The organism is Desulfobulbaceae bacterium (assembly GCA_015231515.1).
GTDB lineage: Bacteria > Desulfobacterota > Desulfobulbia > Desulfobulbales > VMSU01 > JADGBM01.
On record JADGBM010000080.1, the window covers coordinates 1 to 14,244 of the forward strand.

The following is a 14,244-nucleotide window of genomic DNA, read 5'->3' on the forward strand; positions in this document are numbered from 1 at the left end:
ATGGTTTTAGGAACAATTTCAGATAAAAACAGAATAGCCAACGTCATGGCCGCAGAGAACAGACCAAACCAGGCGCCCCCAAAGACAACAGTAGCTTTCGCACCTGCACCTAGCGCCCCGACCGTGTGCGCGAACGTATTCAGAGTCAAAATGGCCGCGAGTGATTGATCAACATTGTCCTGTTTCAATCGCTTCAAGCGCGCCGCATGTTTTGGTCGTTTTTCCTTCTGCCCCTCGATATATGAAGGCGTCATGCTCAGTAACACAGCTTCAGCAACTGAACAGAGAAATGAAAGGCCTATTGCCAGCAACACATAGGTAATTAACAGCAGGGTATCAGTGTTCATATCTTAGTAGACGTATCTCCTCGATTTTAACTTGTTACAAATCCCACAACAAGCCGGGTATTCACAGGGCATTTTCATTTTAATCTATTGAATTGGCACCTTACTCTTAATTAAATATTCTTGACAACTCTAATTTTGTCAGGCCTATTCATTCTCTGTATATCATTCTCAATAGAAGAATATTCATAACGGGGATAAGATAATCCAATGCCCTCAAATAGTTAACCAGGAAGCAATGAACCAGTCCGTCTGTCTGAAGAACTCCACCCGTACCATCCCAAGGGACAAGAACACCTCCCACCTGATTTTCCCGCCCTTTGCTGATCCTACCTGGGCCTATGTGGGGTTGCCCACCCTTAAAGGGTACCTGCATCAGCGCGGAATCAGCGTCGAGCTGCAGGATTTTAACGTTGAATGCCTCTCTTTTCTGCTGGCTGGCGAAACGATGGAAAAATGGCGTCATCAACTGTCGGCTCGACTTCAGGAGTTAAACCGCCGCCAACGGTTGACCCTGTATGAGCAGATGGAGTATTGGCGCCTTGCCGAGGCGCTCCCCTTGTGCCGCGACTTTTCCGATTGCCATGCTGTCATGAAGGATCCACGCCAATTTTACCAGAAAAAGAGATATCTGGCGGCCCGGGATGGGTTCGAAGAGTTGTTTCAGGTGCTGGAAGCACTCTGTTTTCCCTTTCGCTTCAGTTTTAACCGCGCCGACCATCTCGTGGCACCATGGGATTTCAACCTGCTCGATTCTTACATAGCCCAGAAAAAAAGCCCACTTGACCCTTTTTATCGAAGTCAATTGAGCAGTTTTGTCAACCCGCGTTTTGTCGGCATCTCGCTGACTTTTGTCTCCCAGATTCCGGAGACCTTTTATCTCTGCCGCATGATCAAGGAGTTTTTCCCTGATTGCTTTTTGATTCTTGGCGGTCCATGCATCGATCAGATCATGCGCAACAGCGCCGATGAGACGGCCCAGCACATTTTTGATTACGTTGACGCAGTCGGCCTCCAGGAAGGGGAACAAACCCTGGCCCGACTCCTGCCCTTGCTTAATGAAAAAAATATGCCAAACGAGGCGTTTGCAGCGATTCCTAACCTGATGATGAAGGGAGCGGAGTCCGGTTCCTTCATAAAAGGACCCGTCGTTACCTTTGATCCGACCGAGGCTGCCAAACCGGACTACTCCGATTTTGAACTGAACCGCTACCTTGCTCCGGATCGGCTGCTGCTGTACAGTCCAACCAGAGGGTGCTACTGGAACAAATGTTCTTTCTGCTGCTATGGGTTTAATCAATCAGGAATGCATTCCTACCGCGAGATTCCGGTGGCGCAGGCCGTGGCTGATCTACAGGCCTTGCAGGATGAATTCGGGGTAAGCAATTTTTATCTTTCCGCCGATGTTCTTTCTCCGGCCTACGCTTTGGCCTTGTCAGAGCGAATCATTGCAGAAGGGCTTGACATCCGCTGGTCGACCGACCTGCGTATCGAAGCCGCCTACACCCAGGAGCGCTGTCGGCTTCTCTTCCAGGCTGGCTTACGGGCCGTAGCCTTTGGAATCGAAAGCGGCGCCGACCGGGTGCTTCGTCTTATGAACAAGGGGATTGATGCGGAGTTGATCTGCCGGATCAACCGAAATTTCCATCAGGCTGGAATTGCGACAAGCTGGATGACCTTTCTCAATCACCCGGGGGAGACCCTCCAGGAGGCGGAGGCAACCATTGAACTGATTGACCGGCAAAGCGCCGTCATTGACCAATTTATCGCCGGTGAATTTAATCTGACCCCCGGGTCTTTGATCTCATGTCATCCCGAACAGTACGGCATTGCTTCCGCATACCATGCCCGAGGTGACGTTTTCCGGCTTTTCCCGCTATTCAGCATGGCAGCAGACGATTCAGCCTCCGACGATGACGGGAGGCTGGAAGAAAGAATCGACAGCCTTTCCCAAGGCTATCAGCTCGATCACTATCCTTGGGCCGGGGCCATTTCTACGCATCACTCTTTTCTGTACCGGCTTCGTTTTGGCCAGAGGGTTTTTGCCGAGCCCTGGCCAAGGTTTGCCCCGAAGACGTCCCACCCCAAACGCCCCGCCAAGAAACAGTTGAAGTTCTCCCTTGACGACTGCCGACGGCGCGAGCAGTCATTTATGCACTCCTATCTGAGCGCGGCCTTGACGCCGGAGCCCAACGGCCTTCATGCCCCCTTGAGTTTCGAGCATTTTCAAGAGGCTCTGTCCAAACTACGACATAATCGACAAAACCCACCAGGAACTGTGCCGGAAGACCAATACAGCCGACCACGTTTATAATCAACAAACCAGTAGCCGGTTGGCTTGCGCCGGGCTGCCACAAAAATAAAGGGCTGCTCTTTGGAAAAGCACGGGTGCAGATGGCTGCCCTTTGCGTTGGGAGTTGTTTCCATAAGTGACATAGCCTCTTCAACTGTGGGCATACGCCAGTCATTATAGCCCGCGAACCCATCTATATTTAATTGTACGATTTTCCCTGTCATACTGCGGATCGAACAAAGATCAAGGCCAGCAGACTGCCACATAAGCTTGGTGCGCAAGTCAACTACTGTGCACGAATCACCGCTGTCTACCAAAAAATTCTCAAATACTCCCTGGGGATTACGTTGAGCATCAAAAAAATTATAGCGCTTGACGAGCGGTTCAATTTGTTCATCAAGAAGTGTACAGGGCTCAGCGGGCAGAGCAATCGGATTAGCCACAAGGCCTTCTGCCGTAATAAGAGGCAGCGGCTCACCAAAATCTTCCGCTACCTCCCCTTCTCCAATGACCGGAAACAGATACGGACTGTCATCAGGTTCAACCACCTCGGCAATCAACCAGTTCTTCAAGGCAGTATCCACTGTAAAATTATCCTTTGAAGATGCTGAACCGCCCTGATTCACGATGCAATCAATCAACATTGCTGGAGGAGCCTTGACCTCTGCCAATATGTTAACATGCCTGACGCCGCGTTCCATAAGATATAGTTTTGGCTCATCGCCCCAGTTATCAATAAAGAAATAACAGGTCCGTTCACTTGTATTGGTTAACCCCTCACGCAGTCCCTTGGCTGAATACATACAAAACGCAAGATCAGGAGTCATATCCCACTCAATATTTTTCGATGTCGAATCACTCTGGCTGAGCTTTTTAAACATTCCCATAATAACCCCTCTTGATGCATTGTTTTGACTTTAGAGTTTCTAACCCCGATGAACGGGATAAGTGCCTTTCGCAGAGTATTTTCTTGTAAAAAAACAAAAAAAATACTCTGTAAGGCACTAAAAAAACAATCAGGTATTTTACAAACCATTAACACCTGAATCTACAAGCTAATTCAAATTAGGTATTATGCAACCTTGATGCTTGCTTATTTTTTTATATTTTATGTACAATACTTTTAGCTACGCAATATTAATCACAGAAAGATCAATACGTTCTCATCGAATCAGACACAATGGTTAAGCATGGCAGCAGAAACCCTTCAAACATCCGACCTTAAAGTTTCGACAAAAACGCCAAGCGTTGACGGGGTCACCAGGATTGGAGAGCTTCTTATCCAGGAAGGTTTCATAAAGAAAGTTGATCTATCCAAGGCCCTCGAAACTCAGTCAAAAGAGCGAAAGTTAGCTGGCTATACCATTGGCAGAATTCTTGTAGAAACAGGCACCATAAAACGCCAGGATCTTGACGAAATCCTCAAACACCCCTCCTTGAAAAAATCTCTCGGGGCTCTAGCTGTGGAAAAGGGCATGATTAACCAGGATCAGCTCGATCGCTGCCTCAAAGACCAGCCTAAAGGTCAATTTCTGGGGACAATGCTGGTCAAGGAGGGACTCATTGGTCCTGCCCAGCTGCAAGTTCTTCTCCGCGAGCAACTCAATGCCCCTAAGATCGGTGAAATGGCAATTACCCTGGGCAAGGTAACTGAAAAGGCTGTCGAAGAGGCCCTGAAAATCCAGGGCAGCACCCGCCCTATCGGTGAAATTCTCTGCGCCATGGGCGTAATTAATCCACTAGACCTGAACTACGTTCTTAATAAACACAAAAAAAACATCCGCCTGGGAGAGTACCTGGTTCAAGATGGGATTTTAAAAAAAGAAGATCTTCACGCTCTTTTAAAAGAAAACTCACAAGGGTCCGAGCGATTCGGGGAGACCCTGGTCAGGAAAAAAATTATCACCGCCTTTCAAATGCAGGCAATCCTCGCCAAACAGTACAACATCCCGTTTAAATCGCTGGATGGTTTTGTCCACAGCGAAAAGGACAAAAAGGTACTTCCTGGTATCGTCAGTCAGAAATATTCCGAAAACAACCTGATCATTCCAATCACACTCGTCGATAAAAAATTATCCCTGGGGGTGTTTCTTCCCGAGAAAATTCATTCCGCCCGAGAGCTCAAAGATATTTACTCCCATCTCGAGATTAGCTGTATCCTTATTACACCCGAAAAATTCTCGGAAATCTTTGAGATCCTCTACAGCAAAAAGCTCGGCGGGCTTACCCATGAAATTGAAGATGAAGACGATTTCTTTGGCACAGATGGTGGGTCAAAAGAGATGGTGGACTTTCTTCAACTTGAAGTAGACGAAGAGATGTCCGCCAGCAAAGACAAACCTCTCTACGGCGACAAAGATATCGAGGCTGAAGAGCTGGTCAACCACATGATCAAGCTTGGAATCTCTCACAAGGCCAGTGATATTCATTTTGAGCAAGATCGTGAAGGCGTTAAGCTTCGTTACCGTATTGACGGGGTAATGCATGATTTTGCTAAAGGCTGGCTCAAGAAAAAAATCCACCAAAAAGCCAATTCAATCGTTTCTCGAATCAAAATATTGTCCAATCTCGATATTTCCGAAAAACGTCTTCCACAAGACGGCGTCTTTCGAATCAACTATTTCGACAAGACCAGCGGCAAAAAAGCCGATCTTGATTTCAGGGTAGCCACCTGTCGAGCTATTTCCGGAGAAAATGTCACCATTCGAATTCTAGATTCACGGAAGGCAAGCGTCGGCTTAGAAAACCTCAACCACTCCCCCCACGTCCTTGACACTTTTAAACGCTGCATCGTAAGCTCCGCTGGAATGAACCTGGTCACCGGCCCAACCGGCAGCGGAAAATCATCAACCCTGTATGGCGCCCTCAAGTACATCTACAATCCGACCGTAAAGATAATCACCGCCGAAGACCCTATTGAATACAGTTTTTCCGGCATTATGCAGACTCAGGTGAACACTAAAATCAACCTGACCTTTGCCAGACTGCTGCGCTCCTTTTTACGCCTCGACCCTGACGTTATCCTGATTGGCGAAATACGTGATTCAGAGACGGCAAATATCGGCTTTGATGCCTCGCAGACTGGCCACCTCGTCTTAAGCACTCTCCACACCAATGACTCCGTCAGTTCTATTGATCGCTTAACCGATCTTGATGTTGACCGCAGTCAGATTGCCTCATGTCTATCGAGCATTATCGCCCAGCGCCTGGTTCGCAGAATCTGCCCGACCTGTAGCGAAAGCTTTATACCTCATGAAGACGAGTGGTCTCAGGTTTTTGAAGAGTTTCCGTCCCACCTCAAATTTCATAAGGGTAAGGGCTGTGATTCGTGCAATTTTACCGGCTATGATGGGCGCTCCCTTATATCGGAACTCTACACCATTGATGACCCGCAAGCTGTCAGCCGAGGCGCCGAACGCGAAGAACTTAAAAACATTGCCTTAGACAACGGCATGAAAACCATGGTTGATGATGGCCTGCTCAAACTCAGCGAAATTACTCTGGAGGAGATTATCCGTAACGTCCCCCATGACATGATAAAATCATTCAAGAAATACCATAAAATGAAAGCTGACCTCGCCGCCAGTTCGCGGGTCGACAAAAGTATCTTCCACGATGGCTTCGCACTGTCCAGCCCAGAAACGGAACAGAACATTATCAATGCAATGCACGCCCGCTACCTGGAGCTTTCCAACCTTGAGTCAGTCAAAAGTACGCCAGTTGACAGAAAAATTTTTGGTGATTTCATTACCGACAGTTTCAGCGAAGTATGCAGACAGCAGCAGTGTGAACTTGTTCTTTTTACCATCAAAGAAAAGGCTGGCAGAATCGACATCAGCGCCCTGCCGGCATCCGGGTAACCAATGACACGAGCGCTAGCAATAACGAGCGGCAAAGGCGGTGTTGGCAAAACCAACATAAGCCTGAATATTGCCCTGCAACTTTCAAATCTTGGCCACAAGGTATGCCTTTTTGATGCAGACCTTGGTCTTGCCAACATCAATATCTTGCTAGGAATACGGCCAACCCATGACATTCTTGATTTAGTTCATAACAAAAAATCATTAACCGATGTTCTGGTCTCCACCCATGGGATTGATATCCTGCCTGGCAGTTCGGGTGTTGAAGAGTTGGCCAACATGGATCCTGCCGTACTCACTGACCTGCTCAAATCACTTTCTCACCTGGCCAGTTATGACTACCTCCTCTTCGACACTTCAGCAGGTATTACCAAAAACGTTATAGCCTTCTGCCTTTCCTGCCCGGAAACTCTGGTGGTAATTACCCCGGAACCCACCTCGTTGACAGATGCCTATGCCCTGCTGAAAGTTCTTGCCGCCAACAACTATACCGGCAACATAAAGGTAGTCATCAATCAATGCACCGATATCAAAACCGCCAAGGCTGTATACAAACGCTTTAAAGATGCTGTTACGCAATACATGAGTATTTCAATTGAAGTCCTTGGTGTCGTGTACAAAGATACAAAGCTTACCGAGGCTGTCAGCAGACAGGTCCCTTTCCTTAAACTCTTCCCTGACACAATTGCCTCAAAATGCATTAAAAAAATCACCGAACGGCTGTTGGAAAACAAGCCGGAAAAGTTTGACCAGGAAATTGTCAGCTTCTGGGAAAGATGCCTCAATTTTATGGCTAACCCTCTGGAGTTAACCGGACCAAAAACACAGCCACCGGCAATCCAGGTTAAAGAAAAGGCTACCACCTCCCAGCCTGCCACTACAACGAAAACTCTTCCTGAAGCCACTGCTAAAGTTGAACCGGATTCAGCAGGTTCCACCCCCGATCAATCTTTGACGCTCTTAGCCAAATCCATTGCCGAGGGAATCGAATCGATTTCAAATGAACTTAAGGAGATTCGCAAAGAGTTACAAAGCAGTCACTCAAGAAATGGCCACAATGTCATACAAAACACTGACAACAGCCAGAATGGAAACAGTGAATTAAAACCCATTATCCTTGACCTTGATCGTTACCTCAGGGAAGCAGGGGCAACTCCGGAAAAACAGAACTGAATTAACGCCTACAAAGCTGATTCAGTGAACTGACAAAGAACAGATGACCGACACAATTAAAAACATTGACGAAATTGTTCGAAAAATTGAGCAAATCCCTACACTTCCGATTGTTTCGAAGAAGATCATGGAACTGCTTCACAACGATGATACACCCCTCTCAAAAATTGCAGAACTGATCGAGCAAGACCTTTCAATTGCAACACGTATCTTGAAAATAGCAAACTCGCCATTTTACGGGACGCTGAACACAGTAACTTCAATAACACATGCCTTAACGATTCTCGGTTTAACGGAGGTGAAGGGCATACTTTCAGCCATCTCTATTCAAAACTTCTTCCCGCCCGAGCAGGAGGACTCGATTTTCAGCAGAGAAAAATTCTGGCAACATTCGGTCATCTGTAGTCAGATTGCCAAGTTTCTCGCCCGCCATTTTTCGATACCAGACGACGGTTCACTTTTTCTTTCCGGTCTCATTCATGATATGGGCAAAGTTATTTTTGATGTCTACTTCAACAAAGAGTTCACCCAAATTGTTGATTATGTGGCAACAAGAAAAGTTTCTTTCAGCAAAGCTGAGAAAAAAATATTGGGAGTAACTCATTACCAGGTCGCAGCAACAGTCCTGCAACAATGGCGCATCCCAAATAAAATTATCAACCAGGTGTTTTATCACCATGCCCCATGGCAGGACAAAACCTACCCCACCGGTTCGTGCCTGATCTACCAGGCCAATATTTTCACCAAACTTGCAGGGTTTCCCGCCTCACCTTTTGAGGCTAACCTTGAGCTCCCGCACTTGATCGGCCCGAACGCCATGAGTTATCTTACCAAGAGTGGTTTCGATCTTGGCAACCAGACAACTGAGCTCCTGCTGGTGCAAATAAATCAGCTGATCCAGGAAGACAGCCACAAGGTCATGGGAATTCTCGGCAGCCGCTAAATTGTCCTGGGAGGCATGCTATTCACCCCGGCAAATAACCGAGCCCACCAACCAGAATTTTTTTCTCAAAATAGTTTTTTTTGGGCAGAAAACAACATTACCTTGCCTATTTCGGACATTTGATATACGTTAGTCCCCTTTTTCACTATATTAAATGTCCCCGCCGACGTTTTACCTACCGAACATACTCAGATGACAACAGAACAGAAATACATTCGAAACGTAGCTATTATTGCCCATGTTGACCATGGCAAAACCACTTTAGTTGACCAACTTTTTAAGCAAAGCGGCATGTACCGCGAGAATGAGACTGTCTCTGAACGATTGATGGACTCTATGGACTTAGAGCGTGAAAGAGGGATCACCATCGCCTCCAAGAACGGCTCCTATCTCTACAAAGAATATTTCATCAATATTATCGATACACCCGGCCATGCCGATTTCGGCGGCCAGGTTGAGCGTGTTATGCGTATGGCTGATGGCGCCTTACTCCTGGTCGATGCCCAGGAAGGCCCAATGCCCCAGACCTATTTTGTTCTCAAAAAGGCCCTGGCTGCGGCTATCCCGATTATTGTCGTCATCAATAAAATAGATAAACCTGCGGCTCGTTGTGATTGGGCAGTCGATCAGGTTTTTGATCTTTTTGTCAAGCTTAATGCCCCCGACCACTTACTTGATTTTCCGGTAGTCTATGCCTCTTCAAAGGAGGGCTACGCTCTATTCAACCTGGGTGACGACAATAAAGACATGACCCCGGTGTCGGAAAAAATCATCGAGTTTATCCCCCCACCTTCAGGAGATATTAATGCACCCCTGCAGATGCAGATAAACACCATCGATTATTCACCGTATCTTGGCCGTTTAGGCACAGGAAAAGTGGTCAACGGCACACTTCAGACCAACAAGGATGTTGCTGTTGTAAAAAGAGACGGCACAATCGTTAATACGCGAATATCTAAAATTTTTCGCTTTGAAAGCAATGAAAAAGTGGCCACCGATACCGCAACTGTTGGAGAAATTGTCGCAGTTGCCGGTTTCGAAGACATCACGGTTGGTGTTACCTTTACCGATCCACTCGACCCTAAGCCTCTACCAATTATTGATATTGACCCACCAACTTTGGTAATGAATTTCATCCCTAACGATTCTCCCTTTGCCGGCCGTGAAGGGAAATTTGTCACCTCACGAAACATTGAAGAACGTCTCCAGAGAGAGATTCTTTCCGATGTCGCTCTACAGTTTGAGCCGTTAACCGAGGCTGTCGGGTTTAAAGTAGCTGGCCGGGGTGAGTTGCACCTGTCGATACTTATCGAGAAGATGCGGCGGGAGGGGTATGAGTTCCAGTTACCCAGTCCCCAGGTTCTCTTTAAAGAGGTTGACGGTCAAAAGCTTGAACCGTTTGAAGAACTGACCGTTGATGTCGACGAGCAATACCAGGGAACCGTTATCGAAAAACTTGGCAAGCTCAAAGGCAAAATCAACGAAATGAATACCGAAAACGGCATAACCCGACTCATATACAAGATACCAACCCGGGGTCTGTTGGGTTTTCGATCACAGTTTATGACCGACACCAAAGGCATGGGTATTATGAACTATGTTTTTGCAGAGTACGCCCCTTACGCCGGTGATATCAGCAACCGCTCCAACGGTGTACTCATAGTCAAAGAGACTTGCAAAACCGTGGCCTTTGCCCTCTTCAACCTGCAAGAACGCGGCAAAATTTTTCTGGGTCCAGGTGAGGACGTCTATGAAGGCCAAATCATCGGAGAGCATTGCCGCCCCAGTGACTTAGTTATCAATCCGGCAAAAGGCAAAAAGCTCACCAACATGAGGGCTTCCGGATCTGATGAGGCCGTTGTCCTCACGCCACCAATAAAAATGACATTAGAGGATTACATCGCCTATATCGGCGAAGACGAACTTGTCGAAGTGACACCTGTTTCGATACGGATACGGAAAAGATCGATTAAATCCTTACGATGTTAGAGTTTAGGGGTTAGGGGTTAGGTTAGGGGTTCGAACCTCTTATATAATCACCGTTCTTTTAATCGTATTGACGATCTCATCTGGGTCATCCAGCACCTGGAAGTAAAACAGATCATCGTTGCTAATGTTTGCAGAAGACAACATCTTGTCTTTTATCCAATCCACCATTCCAGACCAATACTCTGTTCCGACAAGAATAATCGGAAAACTCTTGATGCGCCTGGTTTGAATCAAGGTGACCGCCTCAAACAGTTCGTCCAATGTGCCAAACCCACCGGGCATGCCAACAAACGCCATAGCGTATTTAATAAACATCACCTTCCTGATAAAAAAATATTTGAAGCTCAAAGGCAGATTAGAAAAAGGGTTGGGCTCCTGCTCAAATGGCAGGTTAATATTCAAGCCGACCGATATCCCTCCAGCCTCAGCCGCGCCTTTATTAGCAGCCTCCATAATACCTGGACCGCCCCCGGTAATTATGGCATAGCCCGCTTTGGCCAACCCACCGGCAATAGTCTCTGTCAACTTATAATACTCATCGTTTTTATCTGTTCTCGCCGAGCCAAAAATCGATACAGCGGGTCTGTTAATCTCAGATAACGAGTCAAATCCATCAACAAACTCTGACATAATTTTAAACAAACGCCAGGAATCCCCGACGTTGAAATTATCAAGCCAATACTGCTGCTTGTCCATGGATGACTTATTATTGTTGCTAAATCCTGGCATACTCATCTCCTGGTCCGGCTGTGCCGGGAATCATCTACAAACCATTTAGTTCAGGTTTTGCTGGTTTAATTGCTTTAAGGCCTTTGCAGCCCACTTATTAGTGCCATCAAGCCTTAATATCCTTAAACAGGTCTTTCTGGCTTGAGGAAGATTTTTTTCTTTTTGATATATTTTTGCAAGCAGTATCAAGGCGTCGAGGTTTTTCTTATTGAGATCAAGACAGTGGAGTAAGGCAAGACGGGCATCGCACATTGCTTGACGAGTGTGCAGAATATATCCTTTTATAAACCAATATGAGTCACAACTACCGTCAATATCGATCGCCTGTTCACACAAAGAGAGCGCAATATCCGCCCCCTGGCTTTCCTTAATGTACAATTCAGCAAGCATGTTCAAGGCATTGGCATCACGACTATTATAGCGCACGGCCCTCTGAAGATAGGTCATGGCCTCGGTATTTTTTCCAAGCGCCTTAAACGCCTCACCAAGATACCTGTAAACCAGGCCGTGCCCCAGGCCATTTTCAGCGTGTAACCAGGGCTCACATCGTTCCCACGGGGTTTTATCAACGTTCAATGAACTGTTGGAAAATGTTTTTTCAGCTTGCAACAACACCTTTACAGCCCTTTGAAATTTTCGCTCTTGGCAGTACAACTGACCCAACTGGAGAAGCAGATCGAAATATGACCCGTTAATCTTATTGGCCTTTTCAAAATTCCTGATAGCACTTTCAGTATCGCCTAAAGCCTGAAAGGCAAAGCCTAGGTTTACAAGTGCCATAAAATCCTTCGGTTGAACCACAGTTGCCTTTTCAAATACCGAAATTGCCTTTTTGTGGTTGTTCAACTGCGCATAAATCACCCCAAGACTATTCAGTAAGTTGCTGTTTTCCGGATCCAGATTAAGACCTAATCGATACTCTTGTATCGCCTTAACGAGGTCGCCTTCGTTATAGTAATAATCGCCGCTGATATTCAAGCTGACCCCAGAAAACATGGTAACAGTACCCGCACCCAGAAAATTAGTGTGAACCAAGGCCTTTAAGGCATTCATCGGAATATGGTTTTTATGAAAACCGGGGCAGGGATATGAGGCGATACCAATCGAGAAGCTGCCAATACCAAGCGCCGCTACTTTCGCTTGCATTGAAGCTATCCACTCTTCGGCTTGCTCATCAAAGAGATCTGGAAGCAAAACAACTACCCGGCCGGCATCAAGATCAAACAACAAACCTGCCTCACCGGCCAGCGATTTTACCCGCAGAGGAAAACACTCCCCGATCCTGATATCTTGCTCAATAACCGCCAGTGAGAATTGATTTAAACTTCGCCATCTTTTTTTAAGCTGAGCCAAGAGTTCTGATGGAAGTGGGGCAAAGGGGTGATCGCCCTGCTTAAGATCCTCGGCCAGACACATGGCGTAAACCCCACGCTCACGAGCGGTTGAGAGAGCCCCCCAGCCCTCAGACAAAACTTTATCGGCATTATCAAGTGGAGTTCCCGTTGTGAGCGCCTCACCAAAAAGTGAGGCGACACCGATATGAACCTTAGCAATTTTCTGGCGTTTCAGCTTACGCAAGAGGGCATAACCAAATTTTGGAATCTCCATACTGTCTTGACAGTTCCACAGAATGCCAAACACCCCAACCCCAAGATGATATACAGAAGCACCACCAACCAGCGAGTCAAGATAAGCACCAATGCCGCTGACGGCCTGTACCATTTGATCAGCATCAGATGCCCGCAGGCCGACTTCAATCAAAAAAAGATGCCAGCTCTCAGATCTACCATCACCAAGGACTAATTGAGAATCATGATTATACAATCGAGTAAGAACATCGAGCTCACTGCGCAAATGCGCGCCGTTCAAAAGACCCGAGACAGAGTCATAGGCCCAGTGTTTAATACGACGATACTCGCGGGAAAGCAATCTGCTGCGCTCCACAAGCCACTCTGCCGAAAAATCTGCATAAAGGCCTTTACTCCCTGCTGACATCACTGCCACTGCGGCCAGGTCGGTAAGACCGTTCCAGATTGGCAAAAACAACAGATCCTTGTCGGGATCCATCACAGGTTTGAGCTGGCTTGTCACCATTTTCCTGCCAGCCTTCCAGACCTCCGGCAAACTATTATTTTCAGGTAGCGCTCCATCATCAGCATCGGTAAGTACTGGCAGGAAATGAACGGTATTACAGGGGAGCAATTCAAGTGCTGAGCTTATGAACTGAAACTCAAAACGAGCAAAATCAGAGTTCGTAAGTTTTTCTTCACTCATGTTAAAAGGAAATGACATGTACGGCTATACCTCATCCCTGAATTTTACAATTTTGTATTAACGAAAGCACCGATTAAACAGGTGGCTAACTCGACGATCTCTCTATCGCTTACCGTCCGCATATCGAGAATAAACTGGTCGTTTTCAATTCGACCAATAACAGGAATTCGCTGCTTGCGCAGACTCTCCTCCAGCTCATTAACTGTCAGCTTAAATGGCTTCAGCGCCACAGCCTTAGTCGGCAGGTTGCGCTCTGGCATAGCGCCACCACCAACTTTTGACTCAGTATCAATTGTATATACATAGCAGCTTTCAGCAAGAGGCTTTTTGATTTGGCGAACCAGGCGACAGGCCTTTTTAGTAATCGCCTCTAAAGGGGCGCTTAACATTGCCAGCGTCGGTATGGTTTTAAAAACCGCCAGCTGATCATAATATAAGCGCAAAGTGGCCTCCAGACCCGCCAGGGTGAATTTATCTATGCGCAGAGCCCGGTTCATCGGATTTTTCTTAATTTTCGCTATGATATCTTTGGTACCGACAATAAGTCCGGCCTGGGGCCCCCCCAACAGCTTATCACCGCTAAAAGTAACCACATCAACGCCGGAACTAACAACCTCACTCACTGTCGGCTCGTGGCCC

General features: G+C 46.9%; 10 protein-coding genes. 5 read left to right on the forward strand and 5 right to left on the reverse strand.

The features are described from left to right. The coding region (locus HQK80_11760; GenBank protein MBF0222884.1) for a DUF21 domain-containing protein at nt 1-347 on the reverse strand (347 nt) is incomplete at its 3' end. Between the two features lie 235 nt (nt 348-582). On the opposite strand from HQK80_11760, the gene HQK80_11765 reads away from it, so the two are divergent. Further along, nucleotides 583-2,658 carry a radical SAM protein gene (locus HQK80_11765; protein ID MBF0222885.1) on the forward strand — a complete coding sequence of 692 codons (2,076 nt, stop codon included), beginning with the start codon at nt 583-585 and terminating at the stop codon, nt 2,656-2,658. On the opposite strand, the gene HQK80_11770 is transcribed toward HQK80_11765, so the two are convergent. Further along, complete coding sequence (locus HQK80_11770; GenBank protein ID MBF0222886.1) at nt 2,571-3,524, reverse strand: DUF1566 domain-containing protein; 954 nt, start codon at nt 3,522-3,524, stop codon at nt 2,571-2,573. The genes HQK80_11765 and HQK80_11770 overlap by 88 nt on opposite strands. A gap of 303 nt (nt 3,525-3,827) precedes the next feature. Here HQK80_11770 and tadA point away from each other — a divergent pair, with 303 nt between their 5' ends. The 4 genes from tadA to typA all read left to right on the forward strand — a co-directional run bounded on the left by tadA (nt 3,828) and on the right by typA (nt 10,602). Further along, on the forward strand, nt 3,828-6,497 hold the full coding sequence (tadA, locus tag HQK80_11775) for a Flp pilus assembly complex ATPase component TadA (protein ID MBF0222887.1): 2,670 nt from the start codon (nt 3,828-3,830) through the stop codon (nt 6,495-6,497). A 3-nt stretch (nt 6,498-6,500) separates the two neighbouring features. Further along, a complete protein-coding gene (locus HQK80_11780; GenBank protein ID MBF0222888.1) occupies nt 6,501-7,670 on the forward strand; it encodes a P-loop NTPase in 1,170 nt (389 codons plus the stop codon). 43 nt (nt 7,671-7,713) lie between these two features. Continuing rightward, nucleotides 7,714-8,613, forward strand: coding sequence for an HDOD domain-containing protein (locus HQK80_11785; protein ID MBF0222889.1), 900 nt, complete (start codon nt 7,714-7,716; stop codon nt 8,611-8,613). 192 nt (nt 8,614-8,805) lie between these two features. Beyond that, the gene (gene typA, locus HQK80_11790; protein ID MBF0222890.1) at nt 8,806-10,602 is read left to right on the forward strand and encodes a translational GTPase TypA; all 1,797 of its coding nucleotides are present in this window, start codon (nt 8,806-8,808) and stop codon (nt 10,600-10,602) included. A 39-nt stretch (nt 10,603-10,641) separates the two neighbouring features. Here the strand turns inward: typA and HQK80_11795 are convergent, their stop codons facing one another. The 3 genes from HQK80_11795 to HQK80_11805 all read right to left on the reverse strand — a co-directional run. Beyond that, the gene (locus tag HQK80_11795) at nt 10,642-11,337 is read right to left on the reverse strand and encodes a TIGR00730 family Rossman fold protein (protein MBF0222891.1); all 696 of its coding nucleotides are present in this window, start codon (nt 11,335-11,337) and stop codon (nt 10,642-10,644) included. Between the two features lie 39 nt (nt 11,338-11,376). Further along, on the reverse strand, nt 11,377-13,623 hold the full coding sequence (locus HQK80_11800) for a tetratricopeptide repeat protein (protein ID MBF0222892.1): 2,247 nt from the start codon (nt 13,621-13,623) through the stop codon (nt 11,377-11,379). A gap of 26 nt (nt 13,624-13,649) precedes the next feature. Next, nucleotides 13,650-14,244, reverse strand: a 595-nt coding sequence (locus HQK80_11805) for an L-seryl-tRNA(Sec) selenium transferase (protein MBF0222893.1), incomplete at its 5' end; no start/stop codon positions are given.

Bases quoted from the DNA above. Each gene is read 5' to 3' on its own strand.
- typA (MBF0222890.1), top strand. From the start codon at position 8,806: ATGACAACAGAACAGAAATACATTCGAAACGTAGCTATTATTGCCCAT.
- HQK80_11780 (MBF0222888.1), top strand. From the start codon at position 6,501: ATGACACGAGCGCTAGCAATAACGAGCGGCAAAGGCGGTGTTGGCAAA.
- HQK80_11770 (MBF0222886.1), bottom strand. From the start codon at position 3,524: ATGGGAATGTTTAAAAAGCTCAGCCAGAGTGATTCGACATCGAAAAAT.
- tadA (MBF0222887.1), top strand. From the start codon at position 3,828: ATGGCAGCAGAAACCCTTCAAACATCCGACCTTAAAGTTTCGACAAAA.
- HQK80_11795 (MBF0222891.1), bottom strand. From the start codon at position 11,337: ATGAGTATGCCAGGATTTAGCAACAATAATAAGTCATCCATGGACAAG.
- HQK80_11765 (MBF0222885.1), top strand. From the start codon at position 583: ATGAACCAGTCCGTCTGTCTGAAGAACTCCACCCGTACCATCCCAAGG.
- HQK80_11785 (MBF0222889.1), top strand. From the start codon at position 7,714: ATGACCGACACAATTAAAAACATTGACGAAATTGTTCGAAAAATTGAG.
- HQK80_11800 (MBF0222892.1), bottom strand. From the start codon at position 13,623: ATGTCATTTCCTTTTAACATGAGTGAAGAAAAACTTACGAACTCTGAT.